The organism is Saccharopolyspora sp. NPDC002578, from assembly GCF_053592695.1.
In genome coordinates this window covers 22,134-41,924 of record NZ_JBSFWJ010000044.1, presented here as the reverse complement: position 1 = coordinate 41,924, position 19,791 = coordinate 22,134, and the positions used below count along the sequence as shown (strand labels likewise).

The following is a 19,791-nucleotide window of genomic DNA, read 5'->3' as shown; positions in this document are numbered from 1 at the left end:
CTCCCATCGTGGAGTCGTCCGACTGAAGGGAAAGCCCATGATCCAGCTCAACCACACCATCGTGATGGCGCACGACCAGGACCGGACCGCCCGCTTCTTCACCGAGGTCCTCGGCCTTCCCGAAGCGGGGCGGTTCGGGCCGTTCCGCACCGTTCGCCCCGACAACGACGTCACCTTGGACGTGCTCGAATCCGGCGGTGACATCGCCCCGCAGCACTACGCGTTCCTCGTCGGCGAGCAGGAGTTCGACGCGATCTTCGACCGGATCGTCGAGCGGGACATCGCCTACTGGGCGGATCCGCACCACGGCGAGCCGGGCGTGGTGAACACCAGGGACGGCGGTCGGGGCATCTACTTCGACGACCCGAACGGGCACAACCTCGAAATCCTCACCCGCGAGTACGGCAGCGGCCCGGACCGGCGCGGGTGAGTCCCGCGCTGCTCGGCGGAATGCGCGGTCGGCGGAGGGTCTACGCCCGTTCGGGGCGGTAGACGCTGAGCATGTCGGCGTGCGCGGTGAACGCGAAGCGGTTGCCGCGCGGCCCCACCTCGCCGTCGGTGGCCACCGCGACGGCGGGACCGTGCACGACGACGTCGAGGAACCGGTGGTCGCGCTCGACGTAGGTGTGGCTGCGGTGCAGCGCGCCGGTCATCGCCGCGACCACGAACCGCATCCGGGACCAGCGCGTATCGGCGCGCACGTAGCGGACGTCGAGCAGGCCGTTGTCCAGCCGCGGCCGCCACGACGGGGCGAACCCGCGCGGCGCGTAGGAACCGTTGCCCACGAACAGGATCCACACCCGTCGCCGGACGCCGTTGAGGTCCACGTCCAGCGGGCTCGACTCGTAGAGCACCCGCGCCAGCGCCGCCGCCCCCGCCGGCCACTTGCCCCAGTGCCCGGTCCACTTCTCCCGGAACCGGACCATGTCGGGGTAGCCGCCGAGGCTCGCGGTGTTGAGGAACCAGCGCGTCGGCCGGTCGTCGACGGCCACGCCGCCGAGGTCGACGCGCACCGCGCTGCCCTGGTCGACGGCCTCGGCGACCGAATCGGAGTCGTCCACGCCCGCGTCGCGCGCGAAGTGGTTGAGCGTGCCCGCGGAGAGCACCGCTAGCGGGATCTTCCGGCGGGTGGCCAGCGCCGCCACGGTGGCCACGGTGCCGTCGCCGCCTGCGACGCCCAGCGCGCGCACCGAGTCGCCCTCCCGGTCGAGCGTCGCTTCGAGCTCGGTCAGCACGTCGGCGTCCGGGTCGGTGTAGACGACCTTCGCGGCGGGCCAGCGGGTGTGCACCCAGTGCTCCGGGTCGAAGGTGCCGTCGCCGGACCCCGGGTTGATCAGCACCAGGACGCCTTCGCCGTCGTGCAGCGCTGGGACCTCCGCGGGGTGGCGGACCGCGGCGGGCGCATCCGGCCGCAGCGGCCACCAGCGGCGCGTCGCCCACGCCAGACCGGCGCCGATGGCGGTACCGCACAGCACGTCGGTGGGCCAGTGGACGCCGGTGTGCACCCGGGAGTAGCCGACGGCGGCGGCCACCGGGGCGACTGCCAGGCCCAGCGCGGGCGACTCCATCGCGACCGCGGTGGCGAACGCGGCGGCGGAGGCGGCGTGCCCGGACGGGAACGACGAGGACCGCGGCGGGTCGCTGAGCCGGCGGTGCCGGGGGACCAGGTGCGCGGCCGGTCGTCGTCGCGGGAACAACGGCTTGCCCAGCAGGTTCGTCGTCGCGCTCGCCGCGGCGATGGCCGCGAGTCCACGCAGCGCGGCCCGGCGCGGCGCACCCTTCCGGGTGCTCAATCCGCCCGCGACCGACAGCCACAACAAGCTGTGGTTCGCGGCCGTGCTCAGGGCTTTCAGCCCCGGATCGGCGACCGTCGCGGGCAGCGCCGCGCTGCGCCGCGCGAGCTCGCGGTCCGCCCCGTCGACCTTGCCGGTGATCTTCCGTAGCCACTGCTGCACATCTCGAACGCTACCGATGCCCGAACGGCGGACCGCCGATGGTCGCCGATGCGCCTACTGTGGAGGGCATGCAGCGGCGGATCTTCGGCATCGAAACCGAGTTCGGGGTCACCTGCACCTTCCACGGGCAGCGTCGGCTCTCCCCGGACGAGGTGGCCAGGTACCTGTTCCGGCGGGTCGTGTCGTGGGGACGTTCCTCGAACGTGTTCCTGCGCAACGGCGCCCGCCTCTACCTCGACGTCGGCTCGCACCCGGAGTACGCCACGGCGGAGTGCGACGACCTGACACAGCTGGTCACCCACGACAAGGCGGGGGAGCGGATCCTGGAGGACCTGCTCGTCGACGCCGAGCGCCGTTTGGCCGATGAGGGCATCGGCGGCGACATCTTCCTGTTCAAGAACAACACCGACTCGGCGGGCAACTCCTACGGCTGCCACGAGAACTACCTGGTCGGGCGGTCCGGCGAGTTCTCCCGCATCGCGGACGTGCTGCTGCCGTTCCTGGTCACCCGGCAGCTGATCTGCGGCGCCGGCAAGGTGCTGCAGACCCCGCGCGGCGCCGTGTACTGCCTGTCCCAGCGCGCCGAGCACATCTGGGAGGGCGTCTCCAGCGCCACCACCCGCTCCCGGCCGATCATCAACACCAGGGACGAGCCGCACGCGGACGCCGAGCGCTACCGCAGGCTGCACGTGATCGTGGGCGACTCGAACATGTCCGAGGTGACGACGCTGCTCAAGGTGGGCACCGCGCACCTGGTGCTGGAGATGATCGAGAGCGGCGTGCAGTTCCGCGACTTCAGCCTGGACAACCCGATCCGGGCGATCCGCGAGATCAGCCACGACCTCACCGGCAGGCGGACGGTCCGGTTGGCCGGTGGCCGGGAGGCCTCGGCGCTGGACATCCAGCGGGAGTACCACACCCGGGCGGTGGACCACGTCGCTCGCCGCGGGTCGGACCCGATGTCGGAGCGGATCCTGGACCTGTGGGGCCGGGCGTTGGACGCCGTGGAGACGCAGAACTACTCGCTGATCGACCGCGAGGTGGACTGGGCGATCAAGCTGCGGCTGCTGGAGCGCTACCGCACCAAGCACGGCCTGGAGCTGTCCAGCCCGCGGATCGCGCAGCTCGACCTCGCCTACCACGACATCCGGCGCGGCCGGGGCCTGTTCGACATGTTGCAGCGCAAGGATCTGGTCGATCGGGCCACCGAGGACGGGGAGATCGAAGCGGCCAAGGACACGCCGCCGCAGAGCACCAGGGCGAAGCTGCGCGGGGACTTCATCGCCGCCGCGCAGGCCGCCGGGCGCGACTTCACCGTGGACTGGGTGCACCTGAAGCTGAACGACCAGGCGCAGCGCACGGTGTTGTGCAAGGACCCGTTCCGCGCGGTGGACGAACGGGTGGAGCGGCTCATCGGGTCGTTGTAGCGGGCGCCGGCGCGGGCCCACTCGATGCGGTGAAGCACGACCCGAGATCCCCTTATCGAACGCAAGTTCGGATAGGGTTGGCGTCAACGCGCCGACGAAAGGATCTCCGCCATGATCACTCAGCCGAAGTTCGCAGTGCTCCACGTCGCCGACCAGGCTCGGGCTCTGGAGTTCTTCTCCGGGACGCTCGGGTTCGAAGTGTTGACCGACGCCCCGTACGGGGAGGGCGCCAGATGGATCGAGGTGCGTCCACCGGGTGCGCGAACGTACCTGGTGCTCGCGGCTCAGGACCCCGAGCTCACCGAGCAGATCCGGCTCCGCCGCGGGCCGATGAGCACGGTGTGGTTCGACTCCGACGACCTCGACGCGACCTTCGCCGAGCTCAGTGCCAAGGGCGTGTCGTTTCCGGTCGAGCCGCAGGCGGCGCCGTGGGACCCCGGTGGGTCGACGAGATGGGCGCAGTTCGCGGACCCGGAGGGCAACCTCTACGGGATCAGCGCCCAGGGCGGCTGAACCGCTCGGTCGCCGAGGGCGCGGGGTTGGTTCAGCGCAGCGGGTGCTGGCCGGTGGGGCGGATGAGCAGTTCGTTGACGTCGACGGTGTCGGGCTGGGCGAGGGCGTAGAGCACGGCACGTGCGATGTCCTCCCCGTGCAGCTTGGGGCGGTCGGCCTGCTCCGGGGTGTTCATCTCGGTCTCCACCAGGCCCGGTTGCAGCAGCGTGACCCGGACGCCGGTGCCGACGCATTCGGCTCGGATGTTCTGCGCCATGCCGGTCACGGCCCATTTGGTGGCGGAGTAGAGGTTCCCGGGGCGGATGCCGCGACCCGCCGCCGAACCCGTCAGCAGCAGGTGACCGCGGCTGCGGGCGAGCGCGGGCAGCGCCGCGCGTGCGGTGAGCGCCGTGCCGTGCACGTTGGTCAGCACCATCTCGCGCCACTGGTCCGGATCGGCGCCGCCGGTGCCCAGGAACGAGGTGGACACGCTGTGCCCGGCGTTGGCGAACACGGCGTCGAGCCTGCCGAAGTGCTCTTCGGCTCGTTCCACGGCGGAGCTGATCTCGGCCCATTCGGTGATGTCGCACGGCAGGGCCAAGGCGGTCTCGTGGCCTAGCTCTCGGGTCAGCGGATCCAGTGCTTCGGGGGTTCTGGAGACGAGGGCGAGGCGGTAGCCGGCGTCCGCTGCGGCTCGGGCGGTCGCCGCGCCGATCCCGCGGGACGCGCCGGTGATGAGCAGGACCGGGGCTGACATGTCCGCAGTCTACGAGCGGCGGGCACGCCCATGAACAACTTTGTGATTGCGAGGTTTTCAGTGTCGAATGAAAATGATCCGAGGTGCCGACGCAACGCGACCGCACCGAGGGGTCGGCGGCATCGTCAAGACGGGCCGGGGCGGGGACCGCCGGGCTCGGGACGTGCCCGAAAGACCTGATCAACTGTGATGGAGCTAGAGTTCAAAAGTGGCCACTGCGCGTGCTGAACGCTTGGTGAACCTGGTGCTGTGCCTGCTCTCGACGCGCCAGTACCTGACGGCGGAGCGAATCAGGGGAATTGTTCCGGGTTACACCGATGCGCCCAATGACGAGGCGTTCTTCCGGACCTTCGAGCGCGACAAGTCCGAACTGCGGGACTTGGGCGTGCCGTTGGAGACCGGCCGGAACTCGGCGTTCGACGCCGCCGACGGCTACCGGATAGCCAGGCGGGACTACGAACTCGGCGACATCGGGCTGGAGCCGGACGAGGCGGCGGCCGTGGCGCTGGCACTGCGGCTGTGGGACTCCCCGGAGCTCACCGGCGCGGCTCGTGGCGCGCTGCTGAAGCTCCGGGCGGCCGGGGTCGACGTCGATGATCGGGCGGCCGGCACGATCGAACCGAAGGTGCGCACCAGCGAACCCGCCTTCCCAGCGTTGCTGGCGGCGGTGCAGGCGGGACGGGTCGTGGCCTTCGACTACCGGCGGCCGAACGAGGCGCAGGCGCAGCCGCGCACCGTGGAGCCGTGGGGCGTGGTGGCGTGGCGGGGCCGCTGGTACCTGGTCGGGCACGACCGGGATCGGCGGGCGTCGCGTTGCTTCCGGCTGTCCCGCGTCGTCGGGGAGCCGCGGGCGCAGGGACGGCCCGGCGCGGTGAGCAGGCCGCCGGACGTGGACCTGCTGACGCTCGTGGCCGGTGAGCAGCGGGGTGCGCCGCCGCGCACGCCGGCGCGGGTCTGGGTCGCGCAGGGGCGCGCGCAGGGCCTGCGGCGTCGGGCGACGGTCGTGGAGCCGATGCGGCTCGGGGGCGTCGACGGCGAAGTGCTCGAGCTCGACCTGTTCTACCCGGATTCGGCGGCCTCGTGGATCGCGGGCTACGGCCCGGACGTGGCGGTGCTCGAACCGGACGTGCTGCGCAAATCGGTGCACGAAGCGCACCTGGGGGCGGCCGCGGCCGTCGGTGCGTTCGACGTGGCGGAACCGGGGGAGGTGATCGGATGACGACGGGGGCGACGGAGCGGCTGCCGCGGCTGCTGGCGCTGGTGCCGTACCTGCTCAGCAGGCCGGGGATTCCGGTGGCCGATGCGGCGGAGGACTTCGGTGTCACCGAGCAGCAGCTGCGGCGGGACCTGGAGCTGCTGTGGATGTGCGGCCTGCCCGGTTACGGGCCGGGTGACCTGATCGACCTGTCCTTCGAGGGCGAGACGATCACCGTCACCTACGACGCGGGGATGCGCCGTCCGCTGCGGATGACCGCGTCGGAGGCGACGTCGCTGCTGGTGGCGCTGCGGGCGTTGGCCGATACGCCGGGCATAGCCGACACCGAGGCGGTGCAGCGGGCGCTGTCGAAGGTCGAGGAGGCCGTCGGGCAGGCCGAGCCGACCGGGGTCGTGGTGGGCCTGGCCGGCCGGGAAGGCCCGATGGTGCCGGGTGTGCAGGAGGCGGTGCAGCGGGCCGTGACCGAGCACCGGGCGCTGGCCATGCGGTACTACACGGCCTCGCGGGACGAGATCAGCGAACGCACCGTGGATCCGATGCGGCTGGTGATCGTCGACGGGCGCAGCTACCTGGAGGCGTGGTGCCGCTCGGCGACGGCGGTCCGCCGCTTCCGGCTGGACCGCATCGACGCGGCCGAGGTGCTCGACGAGGCGGCGCAGCCACCGCGGGAGGCGGAACCGACGGACTTCTCGGCGGGCTTGTTCCGGCCGATGCCCGATCAGCCGAGCGCGGTGCTGGAGCTCGATCCGGATGCCAGGTGGGTCAGCGAGTACTACCCGGTGGACGAGCTCGCGGAGCTGGAACACGGGCGGATCCGGGTGCGGATGCGGTATTCGGATCGCTCGTGGATGGTGCGCCTGGTGCTCGGGCTGGGCGGGCAGGGGCGCGTCGTGGAACCTCGCGACCTCGCCGATGACGTGCGACGACGCGCCGAGGAGGCGCTGGCGCGGGCGCATCACGTTCCGTCCTCGTGAGCGCGCTACGGTGATCCGGTGCCCTACGTGTGGAGTCTTGTGCTGCTCGTGGCGGGAGTGCTGCTCCTGCTCGTCCTCCTGATCCGGTTCTTCACCTTGCTGCGCAGGGTGAAGGCGGTGCAACGCGAGGTCACCAACGACGTTTCGAACCGGTCCGGTCTGCTGAAAGCACGAATCGCTGGACTCCAGGTGGCGCTGGCCGAGCGTCGTAATGGAGCCGCGTGACGGCCTATCAGACCGACACCTGCCCGCGTACCATTGCGCTCGCAGGAAGCCCCAAGAAAGGTGTGCACTGATGGGTTTGCCAGGTGGGTGGGAGCTCGTACTCATCGTGGGTGTGCTGGTGTTGCTGTTCGGTGCCACCAAGCTGCCGCAGATGGCGCGTTCGCTCGGCCAGTCCGCACGGGTGTTCAAGGCTGAGGCTCGCGGGATGAAGGAAGACGAGGCCGCCGCGAAGCGCGACAAGGATTCGGCGTCCGAGCCGCAGCAGCTCACCACCGGTGAGGCCAGTGCGCCGGTGACCGCGTCCAACGCGGAAGAAGCGCAGCGCAAAGAAACCAAGAACTGATCGGGGACGGAACGCACGGTGAGTTCAAACCCGTTCCGCCGTTTGAACCCGTGGCGCGGTGACCGTCGCCGTTGGGGTCGTCGGCACAATCCCGACGGCACCATGACCTTGGTCGATCACCTCTACGAGTTGAGGTATCGGCTGGGTTGGGCGGCGTTCGGCATTCTGGTCGGCGCGATCTTCGGTTTCATCTGGTTCTCGAACCACGTGTTCGGGCTGCCGACGCTCAGCGACATCCTGATCCGGCCGTACTGCCAGTTGCCGCCGCAGGTGCGGTTCAGCCCCAACGGCGAATGCCAGCTGTTGCAGACGAAGGCCTTCGAGGTCTTCATGCTGCAGTTGAAGGTCGGCATCGCCGTCGGTGCGCTGCTGTTCAGCCCGCTGTGGCTGTACCAGCTGTGGGCGTTCATCACGCCGGGACTGCACGCGAACGAGCGCAAGTTCGCCCGTACCTTCGTGACGATCGCGAGCCTGCTGTTCGTGTTCGGCGCGGTGCTGGCGTACTTCGTCGTTCCCGAGGGCCTGGGCTTCATGACCAGCTTCGGTGGCGGCGCGTTCTTCACCGCGCTGACCGGTGGCGAGTACATCAACTTCGTGCTCCTGATGCTGCTCATGTTCGGCATCAGCTTCGAAATGCCGCTGGTGCTGGTGATGCTGAACCGGGCCGGTGTGGTCAGCTACGTGAAGCTGAAGAGCTGGTGGCGAGGCATCGTGTTCGGCCTGTTCGTGCTGGCGGCCGTCGCCACGCCGGGGCAGGACCCGTTCTCGATGTTGGCGCTGGCCGGGTGCCTGGTGATCCTGTTCTTGATCGCCATGGTCATCTGCCGGGCGCACGATCGTTCCAAGGCGAAGAAGCTCGCCGCGCAGGGCATGAACATGGACGATGTGGACCTCGACGAAGCGTCGAAGGTCGACTACCGGCCATCGTCGCTGGACACCTCCGCTTCGGAGTCACGGGTCGGCAGCGCTGACGACGCGACCTGATCCCGTTCAAGCCCCCGATGAGTTCGTCGCTCGTCCCCCGTCGCCGCGGTGACGGGGGACGAGTGCGTGAGCGGCCCGTGCCCCGTGTCGTCAGCTTCCTCGTTTCTGGAACTCGACCTCGCCCAGTTCGATGTGCTTGCCGCTGGTGACTTCGGTCGTCTCCTGGATCACGAGCCGGATCCGGCGCACATCGCTGACGCGGATCTCGAACGGTTTCGCTTCGTGGGCTTTGCCGAGTTGCAGCGGATAGGTGTGGGGGACTCCGCTCGTGTCGGTGACGATGGCCTCCATCCGGAGGGGGCGTGCCTGCGCCTCGAACGCCTTGCCCGGCGGGCCGGTGGTGACGAGCACGTGCAGCAGCCGGAACGGCGGATCGAATTCGAACTCGATCCACTCGCCGACGTCGTTGGTCCCCCACCCCTGATTGGTGTACTCGTCGACCGCGGCAACAGCGGGATGTCCGGAGATCTCGCTGCTCGCCGTGATCTTCGTGGGGCGGATGTTCGAGGATTCCATGGTCTTGTCCAGGACGTCCTGCAGCAGCCACTGGCCGAACGGGAACAGCAGGATGGAGCCGATCACGAGCGCGAGGACCAGACTGAGGATCGTCAGCCGCCGCCACAGCCAGCCGAGTCCGTTGCCGTTGGACCGCTTCTTGCGCAGCCAGCGGGTCGGTTCGGGTTCCGGTTCGACCAGCTGCGTCGCGCAGCGCACGCAGAAGCGCCGGTCCGGCGGATTGGGCGTGCCGCAGGAGCGGCACGGCGGCCCGTCCTGAGGCGTGGTGGGCACGACGGTGTGCGACTCGGGGCGGGGCGCGACGGGTTTCGCGGGCTGGACGGCGACCGGTTCGTCGGCTTCCGCGGCGGGGCCGGCATCGGGCCGAGCGTGGCGCCCTGGTGCCGCTCCGGAAGGACGGGACGGTCCCGGAGCCGCGGGCGGACCGGGTGGTGGTCCTGTAGCAGGGCCCGGACCGGGAGGTGGTGGCGGCGCGGGGGCCTGACCCGGCGGTCGCTGCGCGGCGGTGGGGCGGGACGGCGGTGGCGGCACCGGTTTCTTCACGGTGGCATCCCAGCCGAGGTAGGAACCGCAGTTGCCGCAGAAGTCGTCGGTTTCAGCTGTTTGCGCGCCGCAGACCGGGCAGGGTCGCATCATGATCGCCTCCGTTCTTGCTGAGGTGGCCCGGACATGACCTCGACGGTGCAGGTCAGGTGCACGGGGCAGGCCGAGTTGACCAGCGCGACGACCTGGTCGCGGTTCACCGCCGAGCGACCGGCCCACACCTGCACGCGTGCTTCGGTGGTGGGGGCACCGGGGAGCGGGGTCGCGGGCCGGGTGGACCAGGCCGCGCCGGGGCCGTCGAGCACGCGGGCGTGCACTCCGAGGCAGAGCCAGAGCCGGTCGACGAGGCCGCGCGCGGTGCCGCGCCAGCGGTGCAGTTCGACGGCGCGGATCACGACGGCGCGCCGCAGTTCCGGGGGCCAGCCCGGATCCAGTTCCATCGCCACCCAGCCCGCGATCCAGGCGACGAAGTCCTCCGGCGCCACCCGCGGGTCGAAGTAGTACGCCAGGTTGTCCAATGTGGACAAGATGGGTGCGAGCACGGTGTCCAGCCCAGCGGTGAACCGCTGGGCGAAGTCGTCGCCCGCGTACAGCCCGGGCAACTGCTCCCCGAGCGGGTAGCGGCTGGGCAGACCGGGCACTGCCTGTCGGGTCATCTCGGCTCCGCACCGTCCGGCGGGTTGACCACGACCTGGTGCTGGTGCGAGAAGACCAGCGCGTGCCGCGCGAGGTCGATGCGGTCGGCGGGGCTCCCGCGCCTGCCGGTGATCGGGTCGGCCGGGAACAGCCGCACCTCCTCGACCAAGCCGACGCCCGCGACGCGCTGGAGCACGGCGAAGATCTCCCCGGTCTGCACGGGATGCCCGAACGGCCAGCCGGTTCCGTCGACGCCACCGCGCAGCGGGTTGATGTAGCGGTAGAGCGCGTCGAGCGCGTCGCCGTTGATCCGGTTCACGTCGTCGCCGGTGGCGCTCATCCGGGCCACGACGGTGATCCCTTGGTAGAACGGCGGTTCCACGATGAGCCGGGCGCCGAGCAGCCGTCGTTCGTTGAGCCGGGCGGCGACGGTGGACAGCAGCTGTTCGGAGGGGATGAGCTGCTCGAAGCGGATGCGATCGCCGGTGTCGGCGACGGCGTCGGGTACGACGAGCACCCGGGCGGCACCGGGTTCGTGGTCGGCGCCCGCGGGCAGGCACCGGATGCGGGCCGCCGCGGGGGCCGCTTGGCGGGCGATCTGCTCGTGGTCGGCGGCGGTCACGGCGCGTTCCTGGAGCTGGAGTTGTTGCGGCGCGCGCACTTTCGCCTCGGACACCGTTTCGCCGTCGATGCCGCCGATGGCGGCTTCGCGGTTCTCCACGTCGGAGATGTAGGGCACGGAGCTGCGCAGCACGGAGATCGTGCCGCGCGCCACGTTGCCGGCGCGTCCGCCGCCGGTGCGGTAGCGCGCGACGCGGATCTGCGCGCCCTTGGCGGGCACCGCGCCCCAGTTGCGCAGGCTGCCGTCGGGCACCCGCACGGCGGGCGGGAAGCTGAACTGGCCGGTCGTCGCGTCGAGCGTGACGTGCCGGTCGGTGTGACCGGAGCGGCCGAAGTGGTCCACGACGGTCCAGTCCTCCCAGCCTTCACCGTCGGACACCTGCACCACGACGGGTTCGCCGTCGGTGAGCACCGGGGCCTCTTCGAGGGTGAACCGCTGTCCCGGCACGCCTGCCGATTCGCCGAGCAGCACCTCGGTGTGGGTTTCGGCGTGTTCGACGGTGGTGGTGCCGCCGACGGTGGAGACCTCGGCGACGCGGACGGTGGGGGATTCGGAGTAGAACGGCTGGCCGGCTTCGGGTTCGACGACGCGGCAGCGCAGCCAGCCGGCGCGCACTCCGGCGACGGCGGAGGGCGCGTGGCCGGGGCCGATCTGCAGGACGACTTCGCCGGGCCGGTTGAGCCCGCCGGTCGTGTCGTCGAACGCCTCGCACTCGGCCCAGCCGGTGCCGTCCCAGGCTTCCCAGACCAGCGGCGGCTGGCGCGGATCGACGCCGATGCCTTCGACCCGGCTGTCGAGTTCCACGGAGATCACGCAGCGCGGCACGGCGTTGCTGAGCCCGAACAGCATGGCGTCGCCGGGGGTGGGTTCGGCTTGGAAGCAGGGCACGTCCCGTTCGGCGCCGAGGTCGGCGGTGCGGTCCTCGATGGTGCCCGCCGCGGAGATCGTCACGAGGGTCCGCAGTTCGCACGGCACGATCGGGAGGTCGTCGACGGTGGCGAACACGACGTCCTGCTCGAGTTCGGAGTGCGCGGTGGCGACTTCGGTTCCGCGGTCGAGCAGCACGGTTTCCTGCTGCGCGGCGGAAAGCCAGAACGTGACGTCGCCGCGCGCGGCGGCCGGTGGGAACAGTCGCACGCCCATCAGGTCGAGGAACGCGAGGTAGTTCTTCTCCGGGACGCGGTTGAGCCGGTAGATCAGCTGGTCCACCATGTGCGCGAAGGTCTCGATGAGCGTGACGCCGGGGTCGGAGACGTTGTGGTCGGTCCATTCCGGGGCGCGTTGCTGCACGTAGCGCTTGGCTTCGTCGACGAGTTCCTGGAACCGGCGGTCGTCGAGGTTGGGGGAGGGGATCGCCATCAGGCCGCGCCTCCCGTCCCTGGTTCACCGGCGTCGGGGATGGTGTAGAAGGGGAACACGAGGTTGCGGCGGTCGTTGGTGGAGCGCAGCGTGTAGTGCACGTCGATGTAGAGCACGCCTTCCTCGTCGTCGGCGGCGATCACCACGTCGGTGACTTCGATCCGCGGTTCCCAGCGGTGCAGCGCGCTGCGCACCTCGTAGGCGATGCGCCCGGCGGTGGCGCCGTCGGCGGGGGCGAACACGTAGTCGTGCACGCCGCAGCCGAATTCGGGGCGCATGGGGCGTTCGCCGGGGGCGGTGCCGAGCACGAGCCGGATGGCCTCTTCGATCTCCTGCTCCCGCTCGACGAGCCCGATGCCGCCGGTGGCGCTGACGCGCAGCGGGAATCCCCAGCCGCGGCCGATGAACCGTTCGCTCACATCGGGCCTCCGATCAGCACGTTCATGGCACCGACGATGACTTGGGCCCCGCAGCTGCTCTTGTCCATCATCTTGGCCGCGGGCAGGTTGCCGATGAGCACGACGCCGCCGCGCGGCGGGCTGGGGGTCAGCACGTTGGCCGGTCCCAGCAGGGCGTGCGGCGGGATTCCGCAGACGACCGTGCTGCCGGTGACGGCGGCGGGTTTGCCGCCGATGAGCACGGTCGCGACGCGGACCGCGACGGGCGGCGGCGGTGGGCCGACGGTGCCCCCGTGACTGATGGGGTCGCCGAGCCGGGCGGCTGGAGGCATCGCGGAACTCCTTGTGCTGCGTGAAGAACGGGTCGTGCTGCGGGAAGAACGGGTCAGTTGATCCGGACGATCGGGGCGCGGAGGGCGGCGGTGGCGCCGCCGTCGACGTTGGCGGCGACCTTGCCGGACAGCGAGGCGTCGGCGTTGGCGTTGATCTTGGCGTTGAGAGTGGCGTCCACCGAGATGTTCTTGCCCTTGAGCGTGATGTCGCCGGTGGTGGCGTCGAGGGTGATGCCGCGCGAGTCCAGCGTCATCGAGCTGAGCGCGCGGCGGCCGCCGGGGGCTTTGACGGCGACCTCGATGGAGTTCTTCTGCTGGTCCAGCCGGATTTCGAGCCGTTCGTTGCCGCTGGCGATGGACACGCCGGGCGGTCCCGTCTTGGCGTCGAGCAGTTCGAGCCGATGTCCCGTGCGGGAGACCAGCGAGCGCCGGCCGACTTTCTTGCCGTCGAGCAGTTTCGTCTTGTGCTCGGAGGGTTTGTCCTTGCCGTTGTAGAGCCCGCCGAGCACGTACGGCCGGTCCAGCAGGCCTTGTTCGAAACCGACGAGCACTTCGTCGCCGACGTCGGGGCTGATCACCCCGCCGCCGCCCTTCCCGCCGAGTTGCACGGTCCGCGCCCAATCGGAGACGTATTTGGCGTCGAGCCAGGGGAACGTGAGTTTCACCCAGCCCCGCTGGCCGTTGGCGGGTTCCTTGATGTCGGTGACGATCGCGTTGGCCACGCCGGGGATGCGCGGTCCGCGGCTCGGGGCGTTGGCGCCGGTGGCAAGTCCGGCCAGCGAGCGGTCCGGGGTGGTGCTCACCAGCACGGTGGTGCGGTAGCCCTGGCCCGGTTCGATCACGTGGTGCACGGCGGTGGCGGTGTACTTCCCGGTGAACTTGCTGCCCGCGTTGCCCAGGGCCACCGGCGTGCCGGCGCGCAGCTTGGGATCGCCTTCGGCGACGGCTTCGACTTCGCCGAGTCCGGCGCTCAGCGACGTCGCCAGCGAATCCGCGACCGCGTTCGCTTCGGCCTGCGTGCCGTAGGGCGTGTCGGTGACGACCATGCTGGTCTTCTTCCCGAACTTGGCGGTCGCCTGCGCGGGGGTGAGGCCGGGAACGATCGTCTTGCTGGTGGTGACGGGTTTGGTGGCGACCACGGGTTTCTTGGTCTTCACGTCCCAGCCGCGCACTTCGACGTTGCTGACCTGGTCGGTGGAGGTGAGCACCGCTCGCAGCGCCATCAGGTTGCGGCCGTACTCCAGCACGAACGGGCTCTTCGCCGCCGACGTCGTCGGGGCGGGTGCGGAGGCGGCGGGCGCGAGCGGGGCGAAGTCGAGCGTGCCGAGCTCGTCGACCCGCACGGTGACGCCGTGCTCCTCGGCCAGGATTTGCAGGAATTCCCAGTCGGAGACGTTGGGCTGGGCCAGCTGCGTGTAGGTGATCTTCTTGGCTTCGATCTTGCCGGCTTTGAGCCCCGCGTCCTTGATGACCTTGCGCACGATGGTGTCGGCGCTCATGTTCTTGTACGCCACCACTTTCCGGCCGCGCAGCAACCGGTGCGCCTTGTTCGTGGCGCGCACCACGGTGAACGAGCCGGTGCCGTCGGAGTCCAGTTCCAGCGCCGTGACCTCACCGGCGAACAGCTTCTCCGGGACTTTGCCGCCGCCCGCGGTCGCGATCGACACCGTCAGCGGCGCGCCGATGCTGATGCCGGTGGCGGTGAGCAGTTCGTGGTTCGGGTCGCGGAAGGTCACCGTCGCCGTGTCGGGCAGCCCGACGTTCTCGTCGACGACGCAGGAGGTGAGCTGTTCCTGCCAGGCGGGCGGCAGCGGCCCGGGGATCTTGACGATCGGGTCGGCGGCGAACGACCTGCCGTCCTGTTCTGCACCGGAGCCCATCACGCACCGTCCTGTTCGAACTCGTCGAGTGCCGGTACGAGGAGTTCGCTGCCGGGCACCAGGATCATCGGATCGTCGATCTCGTTGGCGGCGGCCACGATCCGCCACGCGGTGGCGTCGCCGTATTCCTGCCAGGCGAGCTGCGGCAGGCTGTCGCCCGCGACGACCCGGTGGGTGCGGCGCGAGTTCTCCGCACCGGAGGTGGGGTTCTGGCCGGGCGTGTCGACGCTGGCTTCCTCGATGCCCAGCGAGCAGGTGGCGCGCAGCGGTTTGCCGTCCACGTCGAACAGCGAGTAGTCCACGGAGAAGCTGTTGAGCACCCCGTCGAACGAAGTGGTGCGGGCGGTGCCCCATTCGAACCGGACCCACGGGCTGGCGGGTGTTTTGGAGCTGAGGCTTCTCGGCGTCGGCACGCAGGCGGTCATCAGTTCTTCGATCTTCTGCTCCACCGAGTTGTCGTGCTTGGCGGTGGCGTCCAGGAACACTTCCAGTTGCAGCGAGCGCGGTCCGCTGCCGACGAACTCGGGCAGCGCCGATTCGCTGGCCATCCGGGCGGGTTTGCGCCGCCACTCGGTGCTCTTGGTCAGCGCGAGCTTGTTCGGGTTGAACTGGAACTGGACGCGTTTGAGCGTCGCGCCGGGTTTCGCTCCGACCTTGGCGGGCGGTTCCATGATCAGGAGTTCGGCGCGGGCGAGGTTCTTGCTCGTTGTGGCGGCCATCCGGCCCCTCCTCTCAGGATGGTTGCAGGCCTTCGTGGGCGATTTCGAGGGTTTCCACTCCGGGCTGGGAGGTGGACGGGTCGAACGACGGGCCTTGCCAGCTGACGGGCACGATGCCGATCACCTGCCAGCGCGCGATGGGTGTCAGGTTCGGCTTCAGCGCGACGATTTCGCCGTTCTTGCGCTCGGCGCGGCGCATCGTGTCCGAGAGCCATTTGGAGATCTTCGTGGTGTCCTTGGTGACCGGGCGGGTCAGCGTGATGTTGGTCCAGGTGATGCGGGTGGGCAGTTGCCAGGAGAAGGAGTTGTTGCCGCCTTCGGCGTACTGCTCCACTTCGACCTGCGCGCCGAGCCCGGAGCAGGTGTGGAAGCGGCCGAGGTCGTTGCCGCCGATGGCCAGCCGGAAGAACACGCTGCTGGCGAAGATCTCTTGGGACATCGCTGGGTCTCCTGTCAGCGCCTGCGGTCGTAGGTGCGGCCGAACCGCTCGCGGCCGTGGCGGAGTTCGGTGCGCAGCAGCCTGCCGACCGGTTCGATCAGGCGGCGGGCCAGTTCGTCGATGTCCTGGCCTCCGGCGCTGTCGGGTTCGGCCGGGTCATCGTCGGTGGCCGGTTCGTGCTCCTTCGGCACGACGGTGACCGGGACACCGGACGGGACCCCGGGGATCGGCGGCTTCGCTTCGGCGGGGTCGGTGGACGGTGCCGGGTCGGGTGGGGTTTCCCGCGGTTGCGCGGGAGGCGGTGAACTGCGCTGCACGGCGAGCGGTGGGGAAGTCGCGGGAGCCGCAGGCATGTCCACTGTGGAGTGAAGCGGCGATGCGGCGAGCCTCGGTGCGACGGGTGCGTCCGGGTGACGTTCACCGATCGGCGCTGCTGGAGCACGTTGCACCGGCGGAGGATTCGCGATCCTGGGCGGAGCGGAAGGCGACGGTGCTCGATCGTCCGGTCGGGCCCACCGCAACGGCGCCACCGCCGGTGCGGCCTCCGGTCGGTGCGACGGGGTGCGCGCCCCGGTCTGCGCGTGGCGCGTGCGCACGGGTAGCGGGCGGGTGGCGATCAGGGGCAGCACGCGCTGGACGGGTCGCCGGGATCGGGGGCGCGGAGACGCGGGTTCCGAGGTTCCGGGCAGGGGAAGCTCGCGCTGGGTTCCCGGTACCACCGGAGATCCAGCGCTCGGGGCCTGGTCCGCGGACGCAGGAACCGGTCGCGGGACGACGAGATCGTTCGGCGGTACGGCGCCCGGCGGAGCGACCGAGCGTTGGACGGGGGCCTGCTCGGCAGGACGGGCCGGCGATGGCTCCGGTGGCCCGTCGCTCGCTCGCTCCGGGCCGTGCTGGGTTCGAGAGACCGGGAGGGGAGTCGGTTCCACCACCGAACTCGTCGCCGGTGGAGCCGGAGTCGGCGCGGACGAGGCGAGGCGCTGCACGGGAGGGGAGTCGCCCACGAGCGGTGCGGTCGGCCCAGGTCGGTCGGGAACGGTTGAGCCGGAGCGGGCGTCGCCGGGATGCTGCGGAGCGCGTGGCGCGTCTCCGCCGGTGGTGGAGTGCGCGGGAGCGTTCGGTGCGGCCCGTCCCGGCGAAGGCTCGGTACGCCGCTGCACCGCCGCCGTGCCGGTGTCCGGCTCGGTCGGGGCCGGTGGATCGAGCGGCTGCGCGGGACCCGTCCGCACGAGGTGAGCGGCGGGGTCGGAACTCCGCTGCACGACGGGGGAATCGGGCGTCGTCGCCTCGGCGGGACCGGCGGTCGCACCCGCATCACTCGCGGTCGTCGGCTCCGGGCGTGCGGAATCCTCGGACGCGCGCGAGTTCCGCCGGATCCGCTGCACGGGTGGGGGCGTTCCGGGAGCCGACACCTCCGGGGCCCCGGTGCCGGGTGGGACGACGGTGGGCGGCTCCTGCTCGGAGCGTCGCGCGGCGCCACCCGTCGACGCGGTGGTCTCCCGCAGCAGGCGCTGCACCTGGGGCGTCGCGCCGAGCAGCGGCGCGGAACCCGGAGTGGAGACCGGCGCCGGGTTCACCGGGACCACGGGCGGAGTATCGCCGTCGTGCGCCGGTGGCTCATCGGGTCTCGCGGGAGCGGCGCCCGCGGGCGCGCCCGCGCGCGGGTTGTTCGGCGCGTGGGTGCCGAGCGGCGTCGCCGACTTCGGGAGTTCCGTCAGCGGTGCCCCGATGCCCTGGGCGTTCCCCGAGGCCGGCGTGGTCCGCTGGACGTTCGCGGTGGTCCGCTGCACGGGCGCCGCCGCCGGGCGCCGCCGCGACGCGGGCCGGTGCGGGCCGGTGCTCGCCGTCGAGTCGGAAGACGTGGCCTGCGGCGTCGGATCCGGTGCGGTGACCTGCGGCATCGGTTCCGGCGCGTCGGCCGGGGAGCTCGGGTCCGTCGCGGTTTCGCCGGACGCGGAGTCCCGGTGCAAGGGGACGGCGCCGGAGGGCAGGCGTTGGATCGGATCACCCAGCGCGGGCCGGTTCTCGGGCCCGCTCGGCGTCGGCCGGGGCTCGCTGCTCGGCGAGCTCGGTCGCCGGACCGCGAGGTCGTCGAGGTCCGCGTCCGGTGCGGTCGGCACCGCGGTGGCGCGAGGAGGCGCGGTGGCGCTCGGAGCCCGCTGGACGAGCGGAGGCGCCGCGTCGCCGGAAGGCTCGGCGGCGGGCACTCGGCGAGGGGGAAGACCGGTGACCGGCCGGGCCCGGGTCAGCGGTGGCGCGAGCCGCCGGGGCCGCACCGCGGAACGCTGCACCGGTGCCACGCCGAGTTCACCGGAACCCGAGGAGTCCGCGGCCGGATCGGGCGCGGCGAACGGCAAGTCCGCGGCGGCGCTCGGGCTCGGCGCGGACGGAGCCACCACGGCACGGTCCGCAACGACCGCGCGCTGCACCGGAGCCGTGGGCGCGCGCACCAGCCCGTGCATGGTTCCGGCCGGTGCGTCGGCGGCGAGCCGATGCCCGAGACCACCGTCGAGCACCCCGTGATCCCGGAACGACGCCACCGACGAGCGGAACCGCGCCGGCTGGATCACGCCGAGCCCACCGCGGCCCAGCACGCCGTCCTGGGCGGCGCTGCGCCGCCACCCGCCGTCCCACGGCGGCACGGCCGGCGCGGTGGCCGCCCGATCCTCCGGTGCGTCGTGCCGCCGCTCGCCACGTCGGCTGAAGCGGCGGAACGGGTTCCAGCGGCTCACCTGCTCACCTGCTCTCGTTCACCCGCGTGTTGATGTGGGCGATCTCCCGCACCCAGCGCCTGCGCTCCAGGTGGTCGAGATCGAGGATCTCCTCGCGCGCCCAGTGGAAGTGGTAAGCGATGTACGCGACCTCTTCGTGCAGCCTGTCGGCCGCGTACGTCACCATTCCCCCAGGCCGTCACCCGCCAAATCGATCTCGAACGCCGTCTGGCAGGACGGGCAGGTGACCCCGGCGCGGGTGTGGCCCTCGCTGTTGATGCGGCGGTAGAAGTCCTGCAGGAAAGCGATGTCGGTGGCGTACATGTTCTCCACCAGGCCCGAATGCACGTCGGTGATGTCGCCGAGCCGGGTGATGACCTGGCTCAGCAGCACCACGCTCAGGTACGCCGGGTTCTCCTTGACGCGCAGGTCGATCTGCGGGCGCAGCTCGTCGCGCGCCGTCGCCAGCCGCATCCGCCCGTGCCGGTGCAACGTGCCGTCGGTGTGCAGGTAGCCGCGCGGCAGCTCGAACTCGAACTCGTCGTGCGGTGCCTGCGGCGCCGGTCGCTCCGCGGTGTCCGTCGACGCGCCCGCCTTCTTGCTCCCGAGCTGGTCGAGGTCGCCGAGCGAATTGATGCGCCGCCTCATTCGACCTCGATCCGCTCGAAGGTGACGGTGGCCTTCTCGGTGGCGGCGTTGGACTCACCCGCGTTGAGGTCCGGGCCCTCCCACTTGCTGATCCACGCGTCGTAGAGCTGGATGCGGCGCACCGTGGACCCGTTGGGCTCCATCACCTCGATGGTCAGGTTCTCCCGCGCGTCCTCGACCTCGCCGTCGTTGATCGTCTTCTTGATCCACTCGGTGAACTCGGAGCTCTTGTCCATGCCCCGGGTGATCGTCACCTCGCCGCCCTTGTGCCCGCCGGGCTGCTTCTTGTTCATCATCTTGCCGGTGTCGGTGACCTGCTGGGTCTCGACCACGTCCTGCTCGACGACGAGCCCGCTGATCTCCTTGATGGACTCGACCGTCACCCCGCCCAGCTGCACACCGAACCGATGAACGGAAAGACTGTCGCCTTCTGCCATGACGTCCTCTCAGAGTGGTCTGCGTGTGTGTCCGGGTGGCGGAACCTCAGCGGTTTCCTCGCTGCGGGATCTTTTTCCCAAGTGGCTCCGCCACGAGGGAAAAAGCCGTCCTCGCGAGGAAACCGCTGAGAACCCGCCGGTGGTCGGCTTGCTCTGGTGGTCACTGCTCAGCGGCTCC

Annotated in this window: 23 protein-coding genes; 9 read left to right on the top strand and 14 right to left on the bottom strand. The window is 70.8% G+C overall.

Annotation, left to right across the window (positions count from 1 at the left end; all coding sequences use genetic code 11):
• Nucleotides 1–37 precede the first annotated feature (37 nt).
• Nucleotides 38–430, top strand: a complete 393-nt coding sequence (locus tag ACWD38_RS20410; protein ID WP_184478284.1) for a VOC family protein — start codon at nucleotides 38–40, stop codon at nucleotides 428–430.
• 40 nt (nucleotides 431–470) lie between these two features.
• On the opposite strand, the gene ACWD38_RS20405 is transcribed toward ACWD38_RS20410, so the two are convergent.
• Complete coding sequence (locus ACWD38_RS20405) at nucleotides 471–1,955, bottom strand: phosphatase PAP2 family protein (RefSeq protein ID WP_184478285.1); 1,485 nt, start codon at nucleotides 1,953–1,955, stop codon at nucleotides 471–473.
• A 68-nt stretch (nucleotides 1,956–2,023) separates the two neighbouring features.
• Here ACWD38_RS20405 and pafA point away from each other — a divergent pair, with 68 nt between their 5' ends.
• The gene (gene pafA / locus ACWD38_RS20400) at nucleotides 2,024–3,382 is read left to right on the top strand and encodes a Pup--protein ligase (protein WP_184478286.1); all 1,359 of its coding nucleotides are present in this window, start codon (nucleotides 2,024–2,026) and stop codon (nucleotides 3,380–3,382) included.
• 111 nt (nucleotides 3,383–3,493) lie between these two features.
• Nucleotides 3,494–3,895 (top strand): VOC family protein, encoded by a 402-nt coding sequence (locus tag ACWD38_RS20395; protein WP_184478287.1) that lies wholly within the window; start codon nucleotides 3,494–3,496, stop codon nucleotides 3,893–3,895.
• A 31-nt stretch (nucleotides 3,896–3,926) separates the two neighbouring features.
• Here ACWD38_RS20395 and ACWD38_RS20390 read toward each other — a convergent pair whose 3' ends face one another.
• Nucleotides 3,927–4,631 (bottom strand): SDR family oxidoreductase, encoded by a 705-nt coding sequence (locus tag ACWD38_RS20390; protein WP_184478288.1) that lies wholly within the window; start codon nucleotides 4,629–4,631, stop codon nucleotides 3,927–3,929.
• Between the two features lie 208 nt (nucleotides 4,632–4,839).
• Here ACWD38_RS20390 and ACWD38_RS20385 point away from each other — a divergent pair, with 208 nt between their 5' ends.
• The 5 genes from ACWD38_RS20385 to tatC all read left to right on the top strand — a co-directional run bounded on the left by ACWD38_RS20385 (nucleotide 4,840) and on the right by tatC (nucleotide 8,373).
• Nucleotides 4,840–5,850 carry a WYL domain-containing protein gene (locus tag ACWD38_RS20385; RefSeq protein WP_184478289.1) on the top strand — a complete coding sequence of 337 codons (1,011 nt, stop codon included), beginning with the start codon at nucleotides 4,840–4,842 and terminating at the stop codon, nucleotides 5,848–5,850.
• Nucleotides 5,847–6,821: a helix-turn-helix transcriptional regulator gene (locus tag ACWD38_RS20380; protein ID WP_184478290.1), complete on the top strand. Its 975-nt coding sequence runs from the start codon at nucleotides 5,847–5,849 to the stop codon at nucleotides 6,819–6,821. Before ACWD38_RS20385 ends, ACWD38_RS20380 begins: the two co-directional genes overlap by 4 nt.
• Nucleotides 6,822–6,839: 18 nt before the next feature.
• The gene (locus tag ACWD38_RS20375) at nucleotides 6,840–7,046 is read left to right on the top strand and encodes a bacteriophage holin (RefSeq protein ID WP_184478291.1); all 207 of its coding nucleotides are present in this window, start codon (nucleotides 6,840–6,842) and stop codon (nucleotides 7,044–7,046) included.
• Between the two features lie 70 nt (nucleotides 7,047–7,116).
• Complete coding sequence (gene tatA, locus ACWD38_RS20370) at nucleotides 7,117–7,389, top strand: Sec-independent protein translocase subunit TatA (protein ID WP_184478292.1); 273 nt, start codon at nucleotides 7,117–7,119, stop codon at nucleotides 7,387–7,389.
• 102 nt (nucleotides 7,390–7,491) lie between these two features.
• The gene (tatC, locus tag ACWD38_RS20365) at nucleotides 7,492–8,373 is read left to right on the top strand and encodes a twin-arginine translocase subunit TatC (RefSeq protein ID WP_184478293.1); all 882 of its coding nucleotides are present in this window, start codon (nucleotides 7,492–7,494) and stop codon (nucleotides 8,371–8,373) included.
• Between the two features lie 90 nt (nucleotides 8,374–8,463).
• On the opposite strand, the gene ACWD38_RS20360 is transcribed toward tatC, so the two are convergent.
• The 9 genes from ACWD38_RS20360 to ACWD38_RS20320 form a co-directional block, all read right to left on the bottom strand.
• Nucleotides 8,464–9,162, bottom strand: coding sequence for a hypothetical protein (locus ACWD38_RS20360; protein WP_450124688.1), 699 nt, complete (start codon nucleotides 9,160–9,162; stop codon nucleotides 8,464–8,466).
• Between the two features lie 359 nt (nucleotides 9,163–9,521).
• Nucleotides 9,522–10,088, bottom strand: a complete 567-nt coding sequence (locus ACWD38_RS20355) for a phage tail protein (RefSeq protein WP_184478295.1) — start codon at nucleotides 10,086–10,088, stop codon at nucleotides 9,522–9,524.
• The gene (locus ACWD38_RS20350; protein WP_450124687.1) at nucleotides 10,085–12,049 is read right to left on the bottom strand and encodes a putative baseplate assembly protein; all 1,965 of its coding nucleotides are present in this window, start codon (nucleotides 12,047–12,049) and stop codon (nucleotides 10,085–10,087) included. Before ACWD38_RS20350 ends, ACWD38_RS20355 begins: the two co-directional genes overlap by 4 nt.
• Nucleotides 12,049–12,468 carry a GPW/gp25 family protein gene (locus tag ACWD38_RS20345; RefSeq protein WP_450124686.1) on the bottom strand — a complete coding sequence of 140 codons (420 nt, stop codon included), beginning with the start codon at nucleotides 12,466–12,468 and terminating at the stop codon, nucleotides 12,049–12,051. Before ACWD38_RS20345 ends, ACWD38_RS20350 begins: the two co-directional genes overlap by 1 nt.
• Nucleotides 12,465–12,779 (bottom strand): PAAR domain-containing protein, encoded by a 315-nt coding sequence (locus tag ACWD38_RS20340; RefSeq protein WP_184478298.1) that lies wholly within the window; start codon nucleotides 12,777–12,779, stop codon nucleotides 12,465–12,467. The genes ACWD38_RS20345 and ACWD38_RS20340 overlap by 4 nt, the downstream gene beginning before the upstream one ends.
• Nucleotides 12,780–12,832: 53 nt before the next feature.
• The gene (locus tag ACWD38_RS20335; RefSeq protein WP_184478299.1) at nucleotides 12,833–14,659 is read right to left on the bottom strand and encodes a VgrG-related protein; all 1,827 of its coding nucleotides are present in this window, start codon (nucleotides 14,657–14,659) and stop codon (nucleotides 12,833–12,835) included.
• Nucleotides 14,659–15,378 (bottom strand): CIS tube protein, encoded by a 720-nt coding sequence (locus ACWD38_RS20330; protein WP_184478300.1) that lies wholly within the window; start codon nucleotides 15,376–15,378, stop codon nucleotides 14,659–14,661. Before ACWD38_RS20330 ends, ACWD38_RS20335 begins: the two co-directional genes overlap by 1 nt.
• A gap of 13 nt (nucleotides 15,379–15,391) precedes the next feature.
• Nucleotides 15,392–15,817, bottom strand: coding sequence for a phage tail protein (locus ACWD38_RS20325; protein WP_184478301.1), 426 nt, complete (start codon nucleotides 15,815–15,817; stop codon nucleotides 15,392–15,394).
• A gap of 14 nt (nucleotides 15,818–15,831) precedes the next feature.
• A complete protein-coding gene (locus ACWD38_RS20320; RefSeq protein ID WP_450124685.1) occupies nucleotides 15,832–16,170 on the bottom strand; it encodes a hypothetical protein in 339 nt (112 codons plus the stop codon).
• Nucleotides 16,171–17,260: 1,090 nt separating this feature from the next.
• On the opposite strand from ACWD38_RS20320, the gene ACWD38_RS20315 reads away from it, so the two are divergent.
• A complete protein-coding gene (locus tag ACWD38_RS20315; protein WP_184478303.1) occupies nucleotides 17,261–18,340 on the top strand; it encodes a hypothetical protein in 1,080 nt (359 codons plus the stop codon).
• Nucleotides 18,341–18,553: 213 nt separating this feature from the next.
• Here the strand turns inward: ACWD38_RS20315 and ACWD38_RS20310 are convergent, their stop codons facing one another.
• The 3 genes from ACWD38_RS20310 to ACWD38_RS20300 are packed head-to-tail and all read right to left on the bottom strand — an operon-like array spanning nucleotide 18,554 to nucleotide 19,613.
• Nucleotides 18,554–18,712 (bottom strand): DUF6760 family protein, encoded by a 159-nt coding sequence (locus tag ACWD38_RS20310; RefSeq protein WP_323055165.1) that lies wholly within the window; start codon nucleotides 18,710–18,712, stop codon nucleotides 18,554–18,556.
• Nucleotides 18,709–19,176, bottom strand: coding sequence for a hypothetical protein (locus ACWD38_RS20305; protein ID WP_184478304.1), 468 nt, complete (start codon nucleotides 19,174–19,176; stop codon nucleotides 18,709–18,711). The genes ACWD38_RS20310 and ACWD38_RS20305 overlap by 4 nt, the downstream gene beginning before the upstream one ends.
• Nucleotides 19,173–19,613: a phage tail protein gene (locus ACWD38_RS20300; RefSeq protein ID WP_184478305.1), complete on the bottom strand. Its 441-nt coding sequence runs from the start codon at nucleotides 19,611–19,613 to the stop codon at nucleotides 19,173–19,175. The genes ACWD38_RS20305 and ACWD38_RS20300 overlap by 4 nt, the downstream gene beginning before the upstream one ends.
• Between the last annotated feature and the right edge of the window lie 178 nt (nucleotides 19,614–19,791).

What these genes read in the sequence shown, in the direction of transcription:
- ACWD38_RS20340 (WP_184478298.1), bottom strand. Translation starts at nt 12,779, where the DNA reads ATGCCTCCAGCCGCCCGGCTCGGCGACCCCATCAGTCACGGGGGCACC.
- ACWD38_RS20395 (WP_184478287.1), top strand. Translation starts at nt 3,494, where the DNA reads ATGATCACTCAGCCGAAGTTCGCAGTGCTCCACGTCGCCGACCAGGCT.
- ACWD38_RS20300 (WP_184478305.1), bottom strand. Translation starts at nt 19,613, where the DNA reads ATGGCAGAAGGCGACAGTCTTTCCGTTCATCGGTTCGGTGTGCAGCTG.
- ACWD38_RS20355 (WP_184478295.1), bottom strand. Translation starts at nt 10,088, where the DNA reads ATGACCCGACAGGCAGTGCCCGGTCTGCCCAGCCGCTACCCGCTCGGG.
- pafA (WP_184478286.1), top strand. Translation starts at nt 2,024, where the DNA reads ATGCAGCGGCGGATCTTCGGCATCGAAACCGAGTTCGGGGTCACCTGC.
- ACWD38_RS20380 (WP_184478290.1), top strand. Translation starts at nt 5,847, where the DNA reads ATGACGACGGGGGCGACGGAGCGGCTGCCGCGGCTGCTGGCGCTGGTG.
- ACWD38_RS20325 (WP_184478301.1), bottom strand. Translation starts at nt 15,817, where the DNA reads ATGTCCCAAGAGATCTTCGCCAGCAGCGTGTTCTTCCGGCTGGCCATC.
- ACWD38_RS20330 (WP_184478300.1), bottom strand. Translation starts at nt 15,378, where the DNA reads ATGGCCGCCACAACGAGCAAGAACCTCGCCCGCGCCGAACTCCTGATC.
- ACWD38_RS20390 (WP_184478288.1), bottom strand. Translation starts at nt 4,631, where the DNA reads ATGTCAGCCCCGGTCCTGCTCATCACCGGCGCGTCCCGCGGGATCGGC.
- ACWD38_RS20350 (WP_450124687.1), bottom strand. Translation starts at nt 12,049, where the DNA reads ATGGCGATCCCCTCCCCCAACCTCGACGACCGCCGGTTCCAGGAACTC.
- tatC (WP_184478293.1), top strand. Translation starts at nt 7,492, where the DNA reads ATGACCTTGGTCGATCACCTCTACGAGTTGAGGTATCGGCTGGGTTGG.
- ACWD38_RS20320 (WP_450124685.1), bottom strand. Translation starts at nt 16,170, where the DNA reads ATGCCTGCGGCTCCCGCGACTTCCCCACCGCTCGCCGTGCAGCGCAGT.
- tatA (WP_184478292.1), top strand. Translation starts at nt 7,117, where the DNA reads ATGGGTTTGCCAGGTGGGTGGGAGCTCGTACTCATCGTGGGTGTGCTG.
- ACWD38_RS20335 (WP_184478299.1), bottom strand. Translation starts at nt 14,659, where the DNA reads ATGGGCTCCGGTGCAGAACAGGACGGCAGGTCGTTCGCCGCCGACCCG.
- ACWD38_RS20305 (WP_184478304.1), bottom strand. Translation starts at nt 19,176, where the DNA reads ATGAGGCGGCGCATCAATTCGCTCGGCGACCTCGACCAGCTCGGGAGC.
- ACWD38_RS20410 (WP_184478284.1), top strand. Translation starts at nt 38, where the DNA reads ATGATCCAGCTCAACCACACCATCGTGATGGCGCACGACCAGGACCGG.